This is a genomic window from Martelella lutilitoris, from assembly GCF_016598595.1.
Classification (GTDB): Bacteria; Pseudomonadota; Alphaproteobacteria; order Rhizobiales; family Rhizobiaceae; genus Martelella; species Martelella lutilitoris_A.
Map to the genome: position 1 here is coordinate 2,657,327 of NZ_CP066786.1, position 18,319 is coordinate 2,675,645.

The window sequence follows — 18,319 nt, forward strand, 5'->3', positions numbered from 1 at the left end:
AGATTCACTGCGAGCCGATTACAAATGCGCCCGCGGTCAGATTTCCGTGTCAGTCGCCGGCCTCGCGCGCGAGGAATTCCAGAACGGCCTTCTTGAACACCTTGTCGCCGACGGCCAGCATGTGGTCGCGGTTGGGAATATCGAGCGCGATGGCGTTCTGCATCTGCCCTGCCAGCGTCTGCGGCGAGCCCGCCAGATCGTCCTTGGTGCCGACGCCGATCAGCGTCGGCGCGGCGATCTTTCCGATCTCCCCGCGCGCAATGTTCTGGCGGGAGGTCTCGATGCAGGCGGCAAGGGCCAGGCGGTCGCTCTTCGTCTGGTCGGCAAAGGCGCGGAACATGCGGCCCTTCTCGTCGGCAACGTCATCGAGCGAGGGCGCCCTCAGGGCCGCCGCGATCGCGTCCCAGTCGCCCACCCCGTCGCAAAGGCCGATGCCGAGACCGCCGAAAACGAGCGAGCGCACCTTTTGCGGATGGGCGAGCGCCAGATAGGCCGAAATCCGCGCGCCCATGGAATAGCCCATCACATGGGCGCTCTCGAGCCCGAGATGCTCGAGCAGCGCGGCAGCGTCGCCGGCCATCAGCGCCGGATAATAGACCTCGGGGTCATGCGGCTTGTCGCTTTGGCCGTGGCCGCGATTGTCGATCGCGATCACCCGGTAGCCGGCATCGCCAAGCGTTTTCAGCCAGCCCGGATGCACCCAGTTGACCGCCGCCGTCGAGGCAAAGCCGTGGATCAGCAGCACCGGCGCGCCCGCGCCCTCATCGAAAAAGGCGAGTTCGAGCCCGTCATGTTCAAACGATCTGAACTGCGGAAGGTTGAGGTTCATCGCGGCCGTCTCCATTGTCGACTTCTGCCCGAAAGGCCCCGGCAAAAGGGTGGTTCAAAACCGCCCGCCATCGCAATTCGGGTACTACACATTTGCCGCGAAGAGTTATAGTGTCCGGGCCGAAAGCTCAAGGAACCGGAGACAATTATGGCTGGCCACGCGATCGCCCATTTCAAGAATGACGAAGGACACAGGACCATCGAGATCGGCGTCAAGGAATTCATGTGCGTCGGCGCATCCGCACCGTTCGACCATCCGCATATCTTCATCGACATGGGCGATGACGAGGAGGCGGTCTGTTCCTATTGCTCGACGCTCTACAAGTTCTCGCCGGCCCTTCACGGCGAAGAGACCAACCCGCCCGGCTGCGCCTACCGCGTCGACGCCGCCTGACCTAGCCCTCGGTTAGCGCCAGTCTCGTCATGGCGCGGCGACGGGTCGGGAGGAGAAGATGACGATTTCACACGCAGCCATTGTCGGCGCCGGCATTTCCGGACTGACGGCCGCTCTGGCGCTTGCCCGGCACGGCATTTCCAGCGAGATCTTCGAGCAGGCGGACGCGCTCGCCGAAGTCGGCGCCGGCCTGCAGATTTCTCCCAATGCCTCGCGCTGCCTGGCGAAGATCGGCGTTCTCGGCCGGCTCGAGGGCCAGTGGCGGGAGCCGAAGAAAGTGGCGCTGGCCTCGGGCCTGACCCTGAAGGAGCTCGCGCACGTTCCCGTCGGCGAAGCGCGCAAGCGCTGGGGCGCGCCCTATGGCACGCTGCACCGCGCGACGCTGCAGTCGGCGCTCAAACACGCCGTCGCGGATGAACCGCTCGCAACCCTCAGGCTCGGCGCCCGCATCGACAAGGCAAACAGGGCAACGCTTTCCGGCAGAACGGAAAAACCCGCCGATGTCATCATCTGCGCCGATGGTGTGTGGTCGCACAGCCGACGGCAGATCAAGGGGGCGCCGGAAGCGCGCTTTTCCGGCAACATCGCCTGGCGTTTCGTCCTCTCTTCCGAAGACGCGCCCGGTTTTCTCGAGCGCGACAGCGTGACCGCTTTCATGGGGCCGATGGCCCACCTCGTCGCCTATCCGCTGCGCGATGTCGGCGGCTTCAACCTCGTCGCCATCGCCGCCGGCGCAAGCGCCGGGGAAGCCTGGCACACCGAGGTCGACAGCAGCTGGAAAATGGCGCTGGAACGCCACTTCAAGGGCTGGAACCCGGAGCTGACCCGGCTGTTTTCCGCCGACAAGCCAACCTTCTGGCCACTTTACGAGGCGGGCGAAGGCAACTGGCACAACGGCAGCGACACAATCGTGATCGGCGATGCCGCCCACGCGCTGATGCCGTTTTCCGCGCAAGGGGCGGCGATGGCAATCGAGGACGGTTTCGAATTGGCCGCCTTCCTCGCCGGCATGGAAGCACCCCAGGCCTTCGAGGCCTTCGTCGCCCATCGCAAGCCGCGCCTTGCGGCGCTGCGCAAGCGCACCAGCTTCAACAAGTTCGCCTATCACGCGTCAGGTCCGATCAGAATCGGCCGCGATATCGTGCTGAAACTGCGTTCTCCCGAGACGCTCGCCGGCGAACTTGACTGGCTCTATGGCTATCACGCTTACGGGCTCGACCGGATCTGAGACCGGTGCGCGCCGAGAGGCGCGACATTTCGTTCATCCCCGTTTCAGCCCTGCTGGTCTAGACTGGTTCTCATCGCCCAACGGGGAGCAGAAACATGAAATTCCGCGCCTTCATAACCTCAACCGGCCTCGCACTCGCCGCGACGCTTTTCGCCGTTCAGGCCGAGGCCCAGTCGGTCAACGCTTATGCGACGACCAGCGTCAACCTGCGTGCCGGCCCGTCAACCTCCTATCCGGTGGTCACCGTCGTGCCGGCGGGCGCGGCGATCGCCAATAATGGCTGCCTTGCCGACTACAGCTGGTGCGACGTGTCCTACGCCAGCTATCGCGGATGGCTTGCCGCGCGCTACATGAAAGTGACCTATCAGGGTCAACGCCAGGTGCTGACGCCGGGAATAGCCTTTGCCACCGGCATCGCGATCACCGCCTTCTCCCAGTCCTACTGGAACAATTACTATCGCGGCTATCCCTGGTACGGGACCTGGAACCGCTACCCGCCGCCGCCGCCGCCGAGGCCTTACCTGCCGCCGCCCGGCTGGCGCGCACCGCCGGGATGGGGCGGACCGCCGCCCGGATGGCGCGCGCCGCCCGGTTACCGTCCGGGCTGGGGTGCACCACCGCCGCGCCGGCCGCCACCGCATGCAGCACCGCCGCCGCCGCACCGTCCGCCGCCCGGTGTGCGCCCGCCCTATTATGGCCCGGGACCCGTGCGGCCCGGCCCCGCGATGCGACCCGGCGAACGCCACTTTGGCGAAAGACGCTTCGACCGCCGCTGAAACAGGCAAGCCGGCCGCCCTTCCCGGGCCGCCGGCTTTTTTTTTGCCGTAAACAGTCCTAAGTCGCGGCCGCGGCGGCCAGACCCTTTTCCAGATCCGCCTTCAGGTCCTCGACATCTTCCAGCCCGATATGCAGGCGAATGACCGGGCCGTCCTGCGGCGCGGTGCAGACCGTGCGGTTCGACAGGTTCACCGGCACGGCGAGCGATTCGTAGCCGCCCCAGGAATAGCCGATCCCGAAAATGTCGAGCGCATCGAGGAAGGCGTGCTGGCGCGCCCTGAACGCGCCCTCCTCCGCCTTCAGCACGAAGGAAAACAGACCGCTGGCGCCGGTGAAATCACGCTTCCAGATATCGTGGCCGGGAAAGGACGGCAGGGCGGGGTGAAGAACGCGGGAGACCTCCGGCCGTTCCTCCAGCCAGAGCGCCACCGCAAGCGCGCTTTTCTGGTGATGGGCCAGCCTGACGCCCATGGTGCGCAGACCGCGCAGGATCTGGTAGCTGTCATCGGGCGCGGCGCACATGCCGGTCCAGGTGTAATGCTCCTCCAACTGCCTGAAACAGCGCGCGTTGGCCGACGCGGTTCCCATCAGAACATCGGAATGGCCGGAGGGGTATTTCGTGGCGGCGTTGAGCGAGAGGTCGACGCCGAAATCGAGCGGTTTGAAATAGAGCGGCGTCGCCCAGGTATTGTCCATCGAGACGATCGCGCCCCTGGCATGGGCGAGCTCCGACAGCGCCCGGATATCCTGCATCTCGAACGTGTTCGAACCCGGCGCTTCGGTGTGGAAGATGCGGGTATTGGGCCTGAACATCTTCTCGACCTCGAGGCCCAGAGCGGGGTGGTAATAATCAACCTCGACCCCCATGCGGGTCAGGACGTTGTCGGCGAAGCGGCGCGCCGGATCATAGACCGAATCGACGATCAGGATGTGGTCTCCTGGCGCAAGAAAGGCAAGCCAGGGCATGGTGATCGAGGCGAGGCCGGATGGGTAAAGCAGCGTCCCGGCGGCGTTCTCGATCTCGTTCAGCGCCGCGCAGAGCGCGTCGGTCGTCGGCGTGCCATGGGTTCCGTAGGTGTATTTCTGCGAACCGCCGACAGCCGTTTTCGCATCCGGAAACAGCACCGTGGATGCATGCACGACCGGCGGATTGACGAAACCGTGGAACGATCCCGGATCATGGCCCGTGTGAGCGAGAATGGTGTTGTCTCCGGCCTTTTTGCCGGCGGTCTTTTGAAAAGCCATGATCATGTTCCGCTGAGTTGAGGACGGTGCAGTCGCGCGCCTGTTTTGAATCGTCGTTTCCGGCCGGTCAAGCCGCAAAGAGGAAAACCAAATTACGACTAAAGGATTAGACTAATGAAAGGAAACCCTGCCCGAATTACCAGCATAAAATTGCCCATAATTTGCCGCCTTGCCCATTTTTTGAACGAAAACGGACGTTTTTCACAAAATCAGACCATTTTTCGGAGGCGAGTATTGACCATCTGGAAAATTACGACTGAGATACTCAGGCTCGCACCGAGGGGTTTGCGGGCAGTTGTCGCTGCTTGACCGTAGGCTACGGCCAAAGGGACAACTTCAAGTTTTAACGATAAACAAAGGTTGGGAAAATGAAAAAGACGATTCTGTCTGCCGCGGTCGGCGCAGTGGTCTTGGGTCTTGGCGCCCAGGGCGCCGCGGCCGCGACACTTGACGACGTGAAGTCAAAGGGAAGTCTGACTTGCGGCGTCAGCACAGGCCTGCAAGGCTTTTCCGCGCCCGACAACGAGGGGAACTGGTCCGGTCTGGACGTCGAATATTGCCGGGCCATCGCCGCCGCCATCTTCGGCGACCCGGACAAGGTGAATTTCGTGGCCCTGACGGCCACCGACCGTTTCCCGGCGCTGCAGTCCGGCGAAGTCGACGTGCTGAGCCGCAACACGACCTGGACGCTGTCGCGCGACACCTCGCTCGGCCTCGATTTCCGCACCGTCAACTATTATGACGGCCAGGGCTTCATGGTGCCGAAGGATCTCGGCGTCTCGTCGGCCAAGGAGCTTTCCGGCGCCGCCGTTTGCGTGCAGTCCGGCACCACCACCGAGCTCAACCTCGCCGACTACTTCTCGGCCAACGGCATGGACTACAACCCGGTTGTTTACGAACAGCTCGAGGACGTCAACAACGCCTTCAACCAGGGCCGTTGCGACGTCTACACCACCGACCAGTCGGGCCTTTACGCGATCCGCCTGACGCTCACCGATCCGGACAACTACGTGATCCTGCCGGAGATCATCTCGAAAGAGCCGCTCGGGCCGGCGGTCCGCCAGGGCGATGACCAGTGGGGCGATATCGTATCGTGGGTTCATTTCGCGATGCTGAATGCCGAAGAATTCGGCATCACTTCGGAAAACATCGACGAAATGGTCGAGACCTCCGACAACCCGGGGATCAAGCGCCTTCTCGGCACTGAAACCGACAGCAAGCTCGGCGCCGACCTCGGTCTCGACGAGAAGTGGGCCTACAACGTCGTCAAGCTCGTCGGCAATTACGGCGAAGTCTTCGACAAGACCGTCGGCGCGGGAAGCCCGCTGAAGATCGATCGCGGCCTGAACGCCCTGTGGACCGATGGCGGCCTGCAGTACGGTCCGCCGATCCGCTAAGGCAAGTTGTTGACAATCTGAAAACGGGCGCATGGCGGAAACCCGCCATGCGCCGACAAGAACAAGAACCCTTTCGGGCAACAATTTTCCGGTAACCGGGGAACACATGGCTGACACGACAAGCAACGCTTCCTTTGGGGAGTCGCGGGTTGCCGCACTTCTATACAGTCCCGCCGTCAGAGGTTTCGTCTACCAGTTGGTGACGGTCATTCTGGTCGTCGGATTTGTCTGGTGGGTCGCAGACAACACCATCACGAACCTTCAGAACGCCGGCATCGCATCCGGTTTCAGCTTTCTCGACAGTCGCGCCGGCTTCGACATCGCGCAGACGCCGATCGCCTACAACAACGACATGACCTATGGCCGGGCGCTTGTCGTCGGCATCATCAATACGGTCATCGTCTCGGTGGCGGGCATCATCACCGCGACAATCGTCGGCTTTATTGTGGGGATCGGACGGCTTTCCTCGAACTGGCTGATCGCAAGACTAAGCGAGATCTATGTCGAGATATTCCGCAATATTCCGCCACTGCTCGTCATCTTCTTCTTCTACACCGGCGTTCTGTCATTGCTGCCTGCGGCGCGCGACTCGCTCGCCCTGCCGTTCGACATCTATCTCAACAATCGCGGTCTGGCCTTTCCCACCCCGATCTTCGGGCCCGGTTCCTGGCTGATGGCCGCCGCACTGGTTGTGGCGATTGCCGCCGTCATCGGCATTGCCACCTGGGCCAAGCGCCGCCAGATGGCAACCGGCCAGCAGTTTCCGGTTGTCAGAACCGCCATCGCCATCCTGATCCTGCTGCCGCTTGGCGCCTATTTCGCCGCCGGCATGCCCATCACCTTTGACATCCCGGTCAAGGGCCGCTTCAACCTTGCAGGCGGCGCCGTGATCGGACCGGAATTCATGTCGCTCTATCTGGCGCTCTCGCTCTATACCGCAGCCTTCATGGCGGAGACGATCCGCGGCGGCATTCTGGGCGTTGCCAAGGGCCAGACGGAGGCCGCATCGGCCCTCGGCCTGCATCCGCGCAAGGTCACCCGGCTCATCGTCGTGCCCCAGGCGATGCGGATCATCATTCCGCCGCTGACATCCGAATATCTGAGCCTGACCAAGAACTCGTCGCTCGCCGTCGCGATCGGCTACGCCGATATCGTCGCCGTCGGCAAAACGGTCCTCAACCAGACCGGACAGGCTGTCGAGGTCGTGACGATCTGGATGATCATCTATCTCACCCTGTCAATCCTGACATCGATCTTCATGAACTGGTTCAATGCCAAGATGGCCCTGGTGGAGAGATAAGATGGCGCAAGATGTGGCTTATGTCCGAAAGGAAATGCAGGCGCAGCAGCCTGCGCCGAAGAAAGAAGGCACCGCAATCCAGTGGCTGAGGTCCAACCTTTTCGCCACCCCCAAGGATGCGGTCCTCACCGTCATTGCCATTATCTTTCTGGTCTGGGCCGTCCCGCCCATCGTCGAATGGCTGTTCATCAACGCCGCCTGGACCGGGACCGATCGCGCGGCCTGCGCCACCATCGCCCAGGGCGGCGTCAAGCCTGACGGATGGAGCGGGGCCTGCTGGGCCTTCATCGGCAACAAGATGGATCAGATCATATTCGGCCGGTATCCGGACGCCGAACTCTGGCGCCCGATTCTCGTCGGCGCGGTATTCACCATCCTGCTGATCCCGATGCTGATGCCGAAGGCGCCGTACAAGGCATGGAACGCGTTTCTGCTGTTCCTGGCGTTGCCCTTCGTCTCCTTCTTCATCCTGTATGGCGGCGTTTTCGGCCTTCCGGTTGTCGATACCTCGGATTGGGGCGGGCTGATGGTGACGCTGATCCTGTCCTATTTCGCGATCGCGGTATCGCTGCCGTTCGGCATCCTGCTGGCGCTTGGCCGGCGTTCGAGGCTGCCGGTGGTTCGCACGCTCTGCATCATGTTCATCGAAGTGGTGCGCGGCGTGCCGCTGATCACGATCCTGTTCATGGCGAGCGTGATGCTGCCGCTGTTCCTGCCCGAAGGCATGACGATCAACAAGTTCCTGCGCGCGATCGTCGGCGTGTCGCTGTTCATCTCCGCCTATATGGCCGAGGTGATCCGAGGCGGCCTGCAGGCGATGCCCAAGGGCCAGTTCGAGGGCGCGGCATCGCTTGGCCTGGGCTACTGGCAGACAACGCGGCTGGTCATTCTGCCGCAGGCCATCAAGCTGGTCATTCCGTCGATCGTCAACCAGTTCATCTCGATCTTCAAGGACACCTCGCTGGTCTCGATCATCGGCATGTTCGATCTGCTCGGCATCATCAAGTTCAACTTCACCGACTCCACCTGGGCCTCGCCCGTTACCCCGATCACCGGCCTCTTGTTCGCCGGTTTCGTTTTCTGGGTCTTCTGCTTCGGCATGTCGCGCTATTCCAACTTCATGGAACGCCACCTGGACACCGGACACAGAAGTTAGCTTTTTGAGGACACTGACATGACGACTACAGAGACTGTAGACACATCCCATATGATCGTCTCGGAAACCGAAGTCGCGATCGACATGATCAACGTCAACAAGTGGTACGGCGATTTCCACGTCCTGCGCGACATCAACCTGAGGGTGATGAAGGGCGAGCGCATCGTCATTGCCGGGCCGTCAGGCTCCGGCAAGTCGACGATGATCCGCTGCATCAACCGGCTGGAAGAGCATCAGAAGGGCAATATCATCGTCGATGATATCGAGCTGACCGACGACCTGAAGAAGATCGACGAGATCCGTCGCGAGGTCGGCATGGTGTTCCAGCACTTCAACCTCTTCCCGCATCTGACGATCCTGGAGAACTGCACGCTGGCGCCGATCTGGGTGCGCAAGATGCCGAAGAAGGAGGCGGAGGAAATCGCGATGCACTACCTGACCCGGGTGAAAATTCCCGAGCAGGCGGACAAATATCCGGGCCAGCTTTCCGGCGGCCAGCAGCAGCGCGTGGCGATCGCCCGCTCGCTGTGCATGAGCCCGAAGATCATGCTGTTCGACGAACCGACCTCGGCGCTCGACCCGGAAATGATCAAGGAAGTGCTCGACACCATGGTCGGCCTTGCCGAGGAAGGCATGACCATGCTGTGCGTGACCCATGAAATGGGCTTCGCCCGCCAGGTCGCCAACCGCGTGATCTTCATGGACCAGGGCCAGATCGTCGAACAGAATTCGCCGCACGAATTCTTCGACAACCCGCAGCACGAGCGCACCAAGCTGTTCCTGAGCCAGATTTTGCACTGAGGCGAGACGACAGCAGAGCGAGATGGAAAAGGCGGGCTTGGCGGCCCGCTTTTTTGGTGGCGACAAAGCCTAAAAAGGCAGTGGTCGTGATCTCATTCGACCGCCCCTCAAGCGTCATGCTCGGACTTGATCCGAGCATCCAGGCAATCTAACGCATTGATCTCAATAGTCTTCTTCAGCCTTTTATCGGGCGGACTGGATCCTCGGGTCAAGCCCGAGGATGACCCGGATTGGGTGGGAGGTCTGTCAGCAGTCTGAAGGCGGACTCCGCAACCCGGTTGTCTATCGCCGGCTTAGAGAAGCCCCAGTTCCGCCAGTTCCGCGCGAAGCTCCTCCGGCATGTCCTCGCCGCCCTCGCCGAAATCGAGGTCGCGCGGGGCGTCTTCCGCCTTCAGGTAACGCCAGCCCTGGAACGGCTTGCGCGGCACGGGCACGGTATCGACCACCTGCGGGGCAAGCACGAGGTCGCAACGCTGGATCCCCTGCCCGTCCGTGTGGTTGGTGATGTCGAGAAGGGCCTGGCGCGCGCGGATCTGGCCGTTGATGACCCAGTAGAGCGACCCGCCGTCCAGGATTTCGTCACGCCGCTTCGGCGTCATCCGCGTGGTGTGGACGGTGTGCGGCTCAAGGCCCGCGGCGATCGCCGCCATGGACCGCTCCGACACCCAGCCGCGCAGATCATCAATGCCGGTCGCGCCGACGCATAGTTTCAGGATATGAAGGCTCATTCCCCCTATGAAGCGCGCCGGAGGGTTATCGTCAAGGTTTTGACGGCGTGAAAAAATCAGCAATCCACCATATTGACGGCAAGCCCGCCGGTGGAGGTCTCCTTGTATTTCTCGTGCATGTCGTTGCCGGTCTGGCGCATGGTCTCGATGCAGTTGTCGAGCGGCACGAAATGGCTCCCGTCGCCCTTGAGCGCCAGCGAAGCGGCCGTCACCGCCTTCACCGCGCCCAGCGCATTGCGCTCGATACAGGGCACCTGAACGAGGCCGGCGATCGGATCGCAGGTCATGCCGAGGTGGTGTTCGAGGGCGATCTCGGCGGCGTTTTCCACCTGTTCCGGCGTGCCGCCCATGACCGCGGCAAGCCCTGCCGCCGCCATGGCCGAGGCCGAGCCCACTTCGCCCTGACAGCCGACCTCGGCCCCGGAAATGGACGCATTGGTTTTGATGATGCCGCCGATGGCCGCCGCCGTCAGCAGGAAGTCGCGCGTCGCCTCCTTCCCGCCCGTGTTCTGGAACTCGCGGAAATAGCGCAGCGTCGCCGGCACGACGCCGGCCGCGCCGTTGGTGGGCGCGGTGACCACGCGTCCGCCCGCCGCATTCTCCTCGTTGACGGCCATGGCGAACATGGAAAGCCAGTCATTGGCCATCAGCGGATCGAACTGGTTGGAAAGCTTCGCCTTCGACAGCTTGTCATAGAGCTGGCCCGCGCGGCGGCGGACTTTCAGCCCGCCCGGCAGCACGCCCTCGCCCTTGAGGCCCCGATTGATGCAGCCATCCATCGCATCCCACAGCGCGTCGAGACCGGCATCGAGGTCGCCCCGCGACATCCGCGCTTCCTCGTTGGCGCGCTTCATCGCGGCAATCGTCAGCCCGGAGCGTTTCGCCATCTCCAGCATTTCGGCGGCGGAGCGGAAGGGAAAGGGGATATTCTCCTTGTCGCTCTCGCCCGCGGGAAAGTCCTTCTCATCCTTCCAGGCGGTCAGCTCCGTATCGGTCAGCACGAAGCCGCCGCCGACGGAATAATAGACCTGGCGCAAGAGGATCGCGCCGTCGGCATTGAGCGCGTAGAAGGTCATGCCGTTCGCGTGGCCCGGCAGCGGCTCCTTGCGGTTGAAGATCACATCTTCCTCGCAATCGAACACGTAAGACGGGTGGCCCAGCGGATTGACGGCGCCCTTCTGCCGGATATCGGCGATGATCGCGTCCATCCGGTCCGGGTCCACCCTATCCGGCCGTTCGCCGGCAAGGCCGAGGATGACGGCGCGATCGGTGGCGTGGCCGACGCCGGTGAAGGCGAGCGACCCATGCAGGCTGACGCGAAGACGGGAAACCACGGCGCCCGCCGGGCGCGGCCAGGCGCTGGAGGCCAGGAGAGCAAGAAAGCGGTTTGCCGCCGACATCGGCCCCATGGTGTGCGAGCTCGACGGCCCGATGCCGATCTTGAACACCTCGAAAACCGATAGAAACATTCCGGTCTCTCCATTGCCATAAATGCTGCGTTCCTTGCTGTCATCTGGCAGCACGGGCGGCGGGTTCGCGCGCGCCACACCGACATGGTCGCACCTGATCGCGGCAGAAATCAATCTGGAAGAGAAAAACCGGGCCGCAAACGAAAACGACGGCGACCTCCAGGAGGAACGCCGTCGTTTTTTACGGAAAGTTCGAAGGCTGCTCAGACAGCGATGACGAGATACGCAAGTCCGAGAACAGCACCAAAACCGATAACAGCCCGCAGGGTTACACCCCAGCATGACTTGTGCGCGGTGTCTTCCATAATAGCTCCGATTGTCTTGACCCCAGTGCGCCTATTGGGAGGATGCGCACCGATGGTTATCGCTTTATTAAACTGTCACACAAACTGCAATGGGGGATGCGGAGAATTTTCGAAAATCGCCGCTTGCAAAGCCCCCGCGCTGCCGACACAACAAGGTTGTCGCGTCCGAGGGCCTCTCGCCAAGCCCTTGGGCGCGCCGGAAAAACGCATCGACCGAAGGCCGGATTTCATGACGGGCATCGATATTCTCGCACTCTGTTTTTTTCTTCTCTGCTGGTTCGTCTTTGACGGCCTTGTCAGCGGGCGCTTCGGGCTGATCCAGCGCAAAAGCCTCACCTCGGCCATGATGATCCACCGCAGGCGCTGGATGAAGACGGCGCTTTCGCGCGATCTGAGGATGATCGACACGCAGATCCTCTCCGGCCTGCAGAACGGCACCGCCTTCTTCGCCTCGACCTCGATCTTCGCCATCGGCGGCTGTTTCGCGCTGATGGGCGAGGCCGACCGGGCGCAGATGCTGTTCGAGGACCTGCCGGGCCTGATCCCCTCGACCCGCGCGGCCTTCGAGATGAAGGCCGGCGGGCTCGCCGCGATCTTCGGCTATTCCTTCTTCAAGTTCGGCTGGTCCTATCGCCTGTTCAACTACAACACCATTCTGTTCGGCGCGCTGCCGATGCGCGACGGCGCGAACGGGGAAAAGGCCGCAGAGCGGATGGCCGAACAGATTGCCGAGGTCAACATCATCGCCGCGCGCCATTTCAACACGGGGCTGAGGGCGATTTTCCTGTCGATCGGCTATCTCGGCTGGTTTCTCGGGCCCTATGTGTTCATGGCGACTACGGCCTTCGTATTCATGATTCTGACGCGGCGACAGTATTTCTCCGATGCACGCCGGACCATCCTGGAAGCCACCCAAAACGAAAGCGAAGAGCGGCCATGACCGAGAAGACGAGCCCCGCGACGAAGGGCCGGCGCATCCACCTGATCGACGCGGCGCGCGGCACCGCGCTGATCGCCATGGCGATCTATCATTTTGTCTGGGATCTCGACTTCTTCGGCTATGTCTCCCCCGGTCTTTCAACCCGCGGCGGCTGGGCGATCTTTGCCCATCTCGACGCAGCAAGCTTCCTGTTCCTCGCGGGCTACAGCCTGTGGATGGCGCATGGCGCTTCCCTGAGACCGCGATCCTTCCTGAAACGCCTCGCCATCCTGGCGGCGGCCAGCCTTGCGATCACGGCGGTCTCGTTCTTCGCCACGCCGAACGCGATCATCTATTTCGGCATTCTCCACATCATCGCGGTCGCCTCGGTGATCGGTCTCCTGTTCCGCAAGGTGCCGGCCGTCATCACCCTCGTCGTCGCCGCGCTGGCCCTGCTCGCGCCGCATCTGATCCGCTTCGACGCGCTCGACCCGCGCTATCTCGCCTGGATCGGCATGGCCGCCCATCCCTACCCGTCGAGCGACTATGTGCCGCTGCTACCGTGGATCGCGCCCTTCCTCGCCGGGTTCGCCGCCTCAAAGCTCACGCTGTCCTGGCTGAGGCGGCAAAAACAGCTGCCGGCGCAGGAAAACCCGCTGACCTTTCTCGGCCGCCACAGCCTGATCTTCTACCTCGTTCACCAGCCGGTCCTCTACGGCCTCGTCTATGCCGCAACGCTGGTGGCGCCGCCAAACCCCGCGCCGGCCTATCTGTCAGCCTGCCAGGCAACCTGCGTACAGACGGACGAGGCGGACTTTTGCCGCTCCTACTGCGCCTGCACGCTCGAGGCGCTGGAACAGGAGGGATTGCTGGCCCCGCTGATGCAAAACCGGACCGGCGACAAGGATGCGGTCGCGCTCGGGCGGATCGCCATGTCGTGCAGCATAAGATAGGCCCTGGTGGAAGGAGATCAGGTGCCGACGCCGATTTCGGCAAGACGCGCCAGGCACGTTTCCTCGGCGATGTCGAGTTCACCCATCATCTCGTCAATGTCGCGGCGCTTCTGGCGCAGATCGTCGCGTCGCGTCTTGATTTCATGCATGGTCTGCTTCAGCTGGTCGATCTCGGTCGGCGGGCGATGGAACAGATTCTGCATGTCCCTGATTTCAGCAAGCGTCAGCCCGATGCGACGGCTGCGCAGGATCTCCTTGATCAGCACACGCTCCTTTTCGCTGTAGAGCCGCGTGCGCCCGCGTCGCTCGGGCTGGAGCAGGCCCTCGTCCTCGTAGAATCTGAGCGTCCGGGTGGAAACCCCGAATTCGCGCGTAAGTTCTGTAATCGAATAAAATCTCTTCTGCACAATGCGCCCCGACTTTTATTTTTTGTTTGGTCTGGAAAACGTTTTTGAAACTAGATGTTAAACCACCAGGTCGCAATTCCCAAGAATGAGAAAAAGCCGATGACATCGGTGGTCGTGGTGACGAAAACCGACGAGGATATGGCGGGATCGGCGCCGGCCCGGTCAAGAAAAAGCGGAATCAGAATGCCGGCCATGGCAGCGGCAAACATGTTGATAATCATGGCGGCGGCCACAACCCCGCCGAGTTGCGGGTTATCAAACCAGTAACCCGCAACTAACGCGATGAGCAGGGCGAAGACGACGCCGTTGAACAGGCCGACGCCGGCCTCCCTGCGGATGATCCGCGCCGCGTTGTAGATATCGAGGTCGCGGGTGGCGAGCGCGCGCACCGTCACCGTCATCGTCTGGGTGCCGGCATTGCCGCCCATGGAGGCGACCACGGGCATCAGCACGGCAAGGGCGATCATCTGGCCGATCGATTCGTCGAAGAGACCGATAACGCTCGCGGACATGAACGCCGTGCCCATGTTGATCAGCAGCCAGCCGAAACGCGAGCGCACCGCCCTGACGACATTGTCGGAGAGCTCCTCGTCGCCGACGCCGCCGAGGCGCTTGATGTCCTCATCCGCTTCCTCGTGGATCACGTCGACGACATCGTCGATGGTCAGCACGCCGACAAGCCGCCCGTTATTGTCGACGACGGCGGCGGAGAGGAGGTCGTACTGTTCGAAGACCTGAGCAGCCTCTTCCTGGTCGAGTTCGGCATCGATCGGGTGGTTGGTCTCGCGCATGATCGTCTCGATCTTCACCTGGCGCTTGGTGCGCAGGATGCTGTCGAGATCGACGGCGCCGAGCAGTCGGAAGGTCGGATCGACGACGAAGATCTGCGAAAAGGAATCAGGCAGGTCATCGTCCTCGCGCATGTAATCGATGGTCTGGCCGACGGTCCAGAACGGCGGCACCGCCACGAATTCCGTCTGCATGCGCCGGCCGGCGGAGCTTTCCGGATAGTCGAGCGAGCGCGTCAGCCTGATCCGTTCGGTAAAGGGCAGCTTGGCGAGGATATTCTCGCGCTCTTCGTCCTCGAGGTCTTCGAGGATATAGACCGCGTCGTCCGAATCGAGGGCGCTCAGCGCACTGACGAGCTGTTCGGAGGGCAGCGATTCGATGATGTCGAGGCGGATCGCCTCGTCGACCTCGGTCAGCGCCGTCAGATCGAACTCGTCGCCGAGAAGCCGCACCAGTTCGGGCCGGCTGTCATAGTCCAGCGCTTCGATGACGTCGCCGAGCTCGGATTCGTGGAGGTTCGCCACTTCCTCGCGAAGATAGTCGGTATTGCCTTCGGCTATCGCCTGCTGGACGCCGGCGAGGAATTCGGCGCTGACCGACCCTTCCTCGTTATAGATATCATCGGTCGTCTCGCGCGCTTCGGTCTCTTTCAGCACTTCTTCATCCAGATGGCTCATCTTGGGAAACCTTTCTGTCAGCAACGCTACCCTTCACGCGCGGTTCCGCCCGCGCTCATCTCTTAGTGCGTTTCAGGCGGAAAGGAAATCGCTTCGGGGCAACCTTTTGATGACACTCGATAGCAGCCAAATCGTGTTCTTCGGCGCCCCGCGACGAAGCAATCTGTTGAATGGCGAATCTGTTTTTTGTTAAGCTTTGCCGCGCACGGCGCAGACCGGCAGTGGCGCGGAACGCCGAAGGGAGATCAGATGGATCACGGCAGCAGAGACGAACGCAAGGCAGCCGGCGGCTGGGAGGCCCTGATCGCCTCCGGCCGATCGCTCATCTCGAGCGGCGCGCCGCTGTCCGGGGCGAAGGCGCTCAGAAAGGCGAACCAGCCCGACGGCTTCGACTGTCCCGGCTGCGCCTGGGGCGATCCCGAGCACGGCTCTTCCTTCGAGTTCTGCGAGAATGGGGTGAAGGCCGTTTCCTGGGAAGCAACCGAACGGCGGGCCGATCCGGCTCTTTTCGGGCGGCTGTCGGTCAGCGAACTTTCAAGGCTCGACGACCACAGCCTCGAAAACCACGGACGCCTGACCCATCCCATGCGCTACAACCGCGCAACCGACCATTATGAGCCGGTCACATGGGACGATGCCTTTGCAGGCATTGCGTCGGTTCTGAACGCGCTTGAAAGCCCGAACGAGGCGCAGTTCTACACCTCCGGGCGCGCCAGCAACGAGGCGGCCTTTCTCTACCAGCTGTTCGTCCGCATCTTCGGCACCAACAACATGCCGGACTGTTCCAATATGTGCCACGAAGCCTCCGGCGTGGCGCTGACCCAGGCGATCGGCATCGGCAAGGGCACGGTCCGGCTTGAGGATTTCGAAAAGGCCGATGCGATCTTCGTCGTTGGGCAGAACCCGGGCACCAATCATCCGCGCATGCTGGGGGACCTGCGCAGGGCCGCCGAAAGGGGCGCGCGGATCGTTGCCTTCAACACGCTGAAGGAACGCGGGCTGAAGCGTTTCGCCGACCCGCAGCGCAAGCGCGAAATGGTGCTCGGCGGCAGCGCGCCGATCGCCAGCGACTATTTCCAGCCGCGGCTCGGCGGCGACATGGCCGCTTTCAGGGGCATGGCCAAGGCCGTGCTGGCGGCTGACCGCAAGGCGCGAGCCGAGACCGGAACGGGCGTTCTGGACGATGTTTTCATCCGCGAGCACTGCCACGGATTCGAGGACTATGTCGCCGCGGTCGACGCCACCGGCTGGGGGGCGATCGAGGATCAGTCGGGCCTGTCGCGCGACGATATCGAGAAGGCGGCGGCGATCTATCTTGATGCGGACAACGTGATCTGCACCTGGGCCATGGGAATTACGCAGCACCGGCATTCGGTGGCGACGATCCGCGAAATCGCAAGCTTCATGATGCTGCGCGGCCAGATCGGCAGGCCCGGCGCCGGCCTCTGCCCGGTGCGCGGCCACTCGAACGTGCAGGGCGACCGCACCATGGGCATCAACGACAAGCCGCCGGCCTCCCTTCTCGATGCGCTTGAGAAAAATTTCGGCTTCAAGCCGCCGCGCGAAAACGGCGACAGCACGATCGAGGCGATCGGCGCGATGATTTCCGGGCGTTCGAAGGCCTTCATCGGGCTTGGCGGCAACTTCGCCCGCGCCGTGCCGGACAGCGGCTTCATCGAAAAGGCGCTGCGCGGCCAGAGGCTGACCGTGCATATCGCCACAAAACTCAATGCAAGCCACACAATGCCGGGCGAAAACGCCTATCTCCTGCCCTGTCTCGGGCGCACCGAGATCGACCTCAATACAAAGGGCGAGCCGCAACTTGTCACCGTTGAGGATTCGATGAGCATGGTCCATGGCTCGGCGGGCATCAATCCGCCGGCAGGGCAAGAGCTGCGCTCCGAGATTGCCATCATCGCCGGGATTGCCGAAAGAACCGTCGGCTCGGCGACCATCGACTGGACGGCGCTTGCCGAGGACTATGACAGGATTCGCGACCTGATCGAGAAGACGATTCCCGGCTTTGACGACTTCAACGCGCGGGTGCGCCGGCCGCGCGGCTTCGATCTCGGCAATGCGGCGGCCGAGCGCCGCTGGAACACGCCGACCGGACGCGCCAACTTCTTCACCGGCACATTGCCCGAAAAGACCGCCTGCCAGGACCGGCAGGACGCGCCGGACCGCTTCGTGCTGCAGACCATGCGCAGCCACGATCAGTACAACACAACCGTCTACGGCATGGACGACCGCTATCGCGGAGTCTATGGCGAACGCCGGGTCGTCTTCGTCAACCCGACCGATATCGAGGCGCTTGGCGCGAAGCCGCATCAGCGCGTGACGATCACGGGACCGGGTGAAGACGGCATTTCGCGCGTGGCGGAAGGCTTCAAGATCATTCCCTATGACATCCCGCGCGGCTGTATCGCCGGTTATTTCCCCGAGCTCAACGTGCTGGTGCCGCTTTCGAGCTATGGCGAGATGAGCGGCACGCCGACATCGAAATCGGTTCCCGTGCGCCTGAGCCTGATTGAGGGGCCCGCCGCCGCATGAGCGATGCGCCCTGCGATGCCGCCTTGCTTGCCGAAAGGCTTGGCCGGAGCGAACGATTGTCCGGCGCGCGGCTGCCGGCTGCGGTTCTCGCGCTTCTGCTTGCAGGCCAGGCGGAGGACAGCCGCACGGCCGCCCGCGCGCTTGACGTCGCGCACGCCCTTGTGCTGCGGGCCGTGGCGATGCTTGCGGGCCCCGAGCCGCTGATCGAGATCACGCGGCGCGACGACCGCACGATGCGGACCTTCTATCGCCCCACACGCCGCGCACGGGAGATGGCAGGCGACATTGGCTGAGCGCCTCGGCCGATCCGCGCCCCTCATTGCGCCAAGCTGTTTGACTATCGGGTGCACGGCTCCTATCACAGTCTATTAGAAGGCGGAAAATCAAACCGGATGT

At 62.7% G+C, this 18,319-nt stretch carries 17 protein-coding genes; 11 read left to right on the forward strand and 6 right to left on the reverse strand.

Annotated elements, in window-relative coordinates; genetic code table 11:
- Positions 1 to 49: 49 nt before the first annotated feature.
- The gene (locus JET14_RS12605; RefSeq protein WP_200333953.1) at positions 50 to 829 is read right to left on the reverse strand and encodes an alpha/beta fold hydrolase; all 780 of its coding nucleotides are present in this window, start codon (positions 827 to 829) and stop codon (positions 50 to 52) included.
- A gap of 147 nt (positions 830 to 976) precedes the next feature.
- Here JET14_RS12605 and JET14_RS12610 point away from each other — a divergent pair, with 147 nt between their 5' ends.
- The 3 genes from JET14_RS12610 to JET14_RS12620 all read left to right on the forward strand — a co-directional run bounded on the left by JET14_RS12610 (position 977) and on the right by JET14_RS12620 (position 3,226).
- Complete coding sequence (locus JET14_RS12610; RefSeq protein ID WP_200333954.1) at positions 977 to 1,222, forward strand: zinc-finger domain-containing protein; 246 nt, start codon at positions 977 to 979, stop codon at positions 1,220 to 1,222.
- Positions 1,223 to 1,280: 58 nt separating this feature from the next.
- Positions 1,281 to 2,450 (forward strand): FAD-dependent monooxygenase, encoded by a 1,170-nt coding sequence (locus tag JET14_RS12615; protein WP_200333955.1) that lies wholly within the window; start codon positions 1,281 to 1,283, stop codon positions 2,448 to 2,450.
- A gap of 95 nt (positions 2,451 to 2,545) precedes the next feature.
- Positions 2,546 to 3,226, forward strand: a complete 681-nt coding sequence (locus tag JET14_RS12620) for an SH3 domain-containing protein (RefSeq protein WP_200333956.1) — start codon at positions 2,546 to 2,548, stop codon at positions 3,224 to 3,226.
- Between the two features lie 58 nt (positions 3,227 to 3,284).
- On the opposite strand, the gene JET14_RS12625 is transcribed toward JET14_RS12620, so the two are convergent.
- Positions 3,285 to 4,472, reverse strand: a complete 1,188-nt coding sequence (locus JET14_RS12625; RefSeq protein WP_200333957.1) for a cystathionine beta-lyase — start codon at positions 4,470 to 4,472, stop codon at positions 3,285 to 3,287.
- 368 nt (positions 4,473 to 4,840) lie between these two features.
- Here JET14_RS12625 and JET14_RS12630 point away from each other — a divergent pair, with 368 nt between their 5' ends.
- The 4 genes from JET14_RS12630 to JET14_RS12645 all read left to right on the forward strand — a co-directional run bounded on the left by JET14_RS12630 (position 4,841) and on the right by JET14_RS12645 (position 9,126).
- Complete coding sequence (locus JET14_RS12630; RefSeq protein ID WP_200333959.1) at positions 4,841 to 5,869, forward strand: amino acid ABC transporter substrate-binding protein; 1,029 nt, start codon at positions 4,841 to 4,843, stop codon at positions 5,867 to 5,869.
- 106 nt (positions 5,870 to 5,975) lie between these two features.
- On the forward strand, positions 5,976 to 7,169 hold the full coding sequence (locus tag JET14_RS12635) for an amino acid ABC transporter permease (RefSeq protein WP_200333961.1): 1,194 nt from the start codon (positions 5,976 to 5,978) through the stop codon (positions 7,167 to 7,169).
- A gap of 1 nt (position 7,170) precedes the next feature.
- Entirely contained in the window at positions 7,171 to 8,325 is a 1,155-nt protein-coding gene (locus JET14_RS12640; protein WP_200333963.1) for an amino acid ABC transporter permease, read from the forward strand.
- 18 nt (positions 8,326 to 8,343) lie between these two features.
- On the forward strand, positions 8,344 to 9,126 hold the full coding sequence (locus tag JET14_RS12645; RefSeq protein WP_024707479.1) for an amino acid ABC transporter ATP-binding protein: 783 nt from the start codon (positions 8,344 to 8,346) through the stop codon (positions 9,124 to 9,126).
- A 293-nt stretch (positions 9,127 to 9,419) separates the two neighbouring features.
- On the opposite strand, the gene JET14_RS12650 is transcribed toward JET14_RS12645, so the two are convergent.
- Both JET14_RS12650 and JET14_RS12655 read right to left on the reverse strand, forming a co-directional pair.
- Positions 9,420 to 9,854, reverse strand: a complete 435-nt coding sequence (locus JET14_RS12650) for a DUF1489 family protein (protein ID WP_200333965.1) — start codon at positions 9,852 to 9,854, stop codon at positions 9,420 to 9,422.
- A gap of 56 nt (positions 9,855 to 9,910) precedes the next feature.
- Positions 9,911 to 11,323 (reverse strand): L-serine ammonia-lyase, encoded by a 1,413-nt coding sequence (locus tag JET14_RS12655; protein WP_200333967.1) that lies wholly within the window; start codon positions 11,321 to 11,323, stop codon positions 9,911 to 9,913.
- A 534-nt stretch (positions 11,324 to 11,857) separates the two neighbouring features.
- Here JET14_RS12655 and JET14_RS12660 point away from each other — a divergent pair.
- Both JET14_RS12660 and JET14_RS12665 read left to right on the forward strand, forming a co-directional pair.
- The gene (locus tag JET14_RS12660; RefSeq protein WP_200333968.1) at positions 11,858 to 12,568 is read left to right on the forward strand and encodes a DUF599 domain-containing protein; all 711 of its coding nucleotides are present in this window, start codon (positions 11,858 to 11,860) and stop codon (positions 12,566 to 12,568) included.
- On the forward strand, positions 12,565 to 13,500 hold the full coding sequence (locus JET14_RS12665; protein ID WP_200333969.1) for a heparan-alpha-glucosaminide N-acetyltransferase: 936 nt from the start codon (positions 12,565 to 12,567) through the stop codon (positions 13,498 to 13,500). The genes JET14_RS12660 and JET14_RS12665 overlap by 4 nt, the downstream gene beginning before the upstream one ends.
- Before the next feature lie 17 nt (positions 13,501 to 13,517).
- Here JET14_RS12665 and JET14_RS12670 read toward each other — a convergent pair whose 3' ends face one another.
- Together JET14_RS12670 and mgtE are read right to left on the reverse strand one after the other, a co-directional pair.
- Positions 13,518 to 13,910, reverse strand: coding sequence for a MerR family transcriptional regulator (locus JET14_RS12670; RefSeq protein ID WP_200338084.1), 393 nt, complete (start codon positions 13,908 to 13,910; stop codon positions 13,518 to 13,520).
- A 47-nt stretch (positions 13,911 to 13,957) separates the two neighbouring features.
- Positions 13,958 to 15,373, reverse strand: a complete 1,416-nt coding sequence (mgtE, locus tag JET14_RS12675; RefSeq protein WP_200333970.1) for a magnesium transporter — start codon at positions 15,371 to 15,373, stop codon at positions 13,958 to 13,960.
- A 249-nt stretch (positions 15,374 to 15,622) separates the two neighbouring features.
- Between mgtE and JET14_RS12680 the strand changes: the two genes are divergently transcribed.
- Together JET14_RS12680 and JET14_RS12685 are read left to right on the forward strand one after the other, a co-directional pair.
- Positions 15,623 to 17,923 carry an FdhF/YdeP family oxidoreductase gene (locus JET14_RS12680; RefSeq protein WP_200333971.1) on the forward strand — a complete coding sequence of 767 codons (2,301 nt, stop codon included), beginning with the start codon at positions 15,623 to 15,625 and terminating at the stop codon, positions 17,921 to 17,923.
- A complete protein-coding gene (locus JET14_RS12685) occupies positions 17,920 to 18,216 on the forward strand; it encodes a hypothetical protein (protein ID WP_200333972.1) in 297 nt (98 codons plus the stop codon). Before JET14_RS12680 ends, JET14_RS12685 begins: the two co-directional genes overlap by 4 nt.
- The last annotated feature ends 103 nt before the right edge of the window (positions 18,217 to 18,319 follow it).

Bases quoted from the DNA above. Each gene is read 5' to 3' on its own strand.
- JET14_RS12645 (WP_024707479.1), top strand. From the start codon at position 8,344: ATGACGACTACAGAGACTGTAGACACATCCCATATGATCGTCTCGGAA.
- JET14_RS12665 (WP_200333969.1), top strand. From the start codon at position 12,565: ATGACCGAGAAGACGAGCCCCGCGACGAAGGGCCGGCGCATCCACCTG.
- JET14_RS12630 (WP_200333959.1), top strand. From the start codon at position 4,841: ATGAAAAAGACGATTCTGTCTGCCGCGGTCGGCGCAGTGGTCTTGGGT.
- JET14_RS12650 (WP_200333965.1), bottom strand. From the start codon at position 9,854: ATGAGCCTTCATATCCTGAAACTATGCGTCGGCGCGACCGGCATTGAT.
- JET14_RS12640 (WP_200333963.1), top strand. From the start codon at position 7,171: ATGGCGCAAGATGTGGCTTATGTCCGAAAGGAAATGCAGGCGCAGCAG.
- JET14_RS12610 (WP_200333954.1), top strand. From the start codon at position 977: ATGGCTGGCCACGCGATCGCCCATTTCAAGAATGACGAAGGACACAGG.
- JET14_RS12680 (WP_200333971.1), top strand. From the start codon at position 15,623: ATGGATCACGGCAGCAGAGACGAACGCAAGGCAGCCGGCGGCTGGGAG.
- JET14_RS12615 (WP_200333955.1), top strand. From the start codon at position 1,281: ATGACGATTTCACACGCAGCCATTGTCGGCGCCGGCATTTCCGGACTG.
- JET14_RS12620 (WP_200333956.1), top strand. From the start codon at position 2,546: ATGAAATTCCGCGCCTTCATAACCTCAACCGGCCTCGCACTCGCCGCG.
- JET14_RS12685 (WP_200333972.1), top strand. From the start codon at position 17,920: ATGAGCGATGCGCCCTGCGATGCCGCCTTGCTTGCCGAAAGGCTTGGC.
- JET14_RS12655 (WP_200333967.1), bottom strand. From the start codon at position 11,323: ATGTTTCTATCGGTTTTCGAGGTGTTCAAGATCGGCATCGGGCCGTCG.
- JET14_RS12635 (WP_200333961.1), top strand. From the start codon at position 5,976: ATGGCTGACACGACAAGCAACGCTTCCTTTGGGGAGTCGCGGGTTGCC.
- JET14_RS12625 (WP_200333957.1), bottom strand. From the start codon at position 4,472: ATGGCTTTTCAAAAGACCGCCGGCAAAAAGGCCGGAGACAACACCATT.
- JET14_RS12660 (WP_200333968.1), top strand. From the start codon at position 11,858: ATGACGGGCATCGATATTCTCGCACTCTGTTTTTTTCTTCTCTGCTGG.
- mgtE (WP_200333970.1), bottom strand. From the start codon at position 15,373: ATGAGCCATCTGGATGAAGAAGTGCTGAAAGAGACCGAAGCGCGCGAG.
- JET14_RS12605 (WP_200333953.1), bottom strand. From the start codon at position 829: ATGAACCTCAACCTTCCGCAGTTCAGATCGTTTGAACATGACGGGCTC.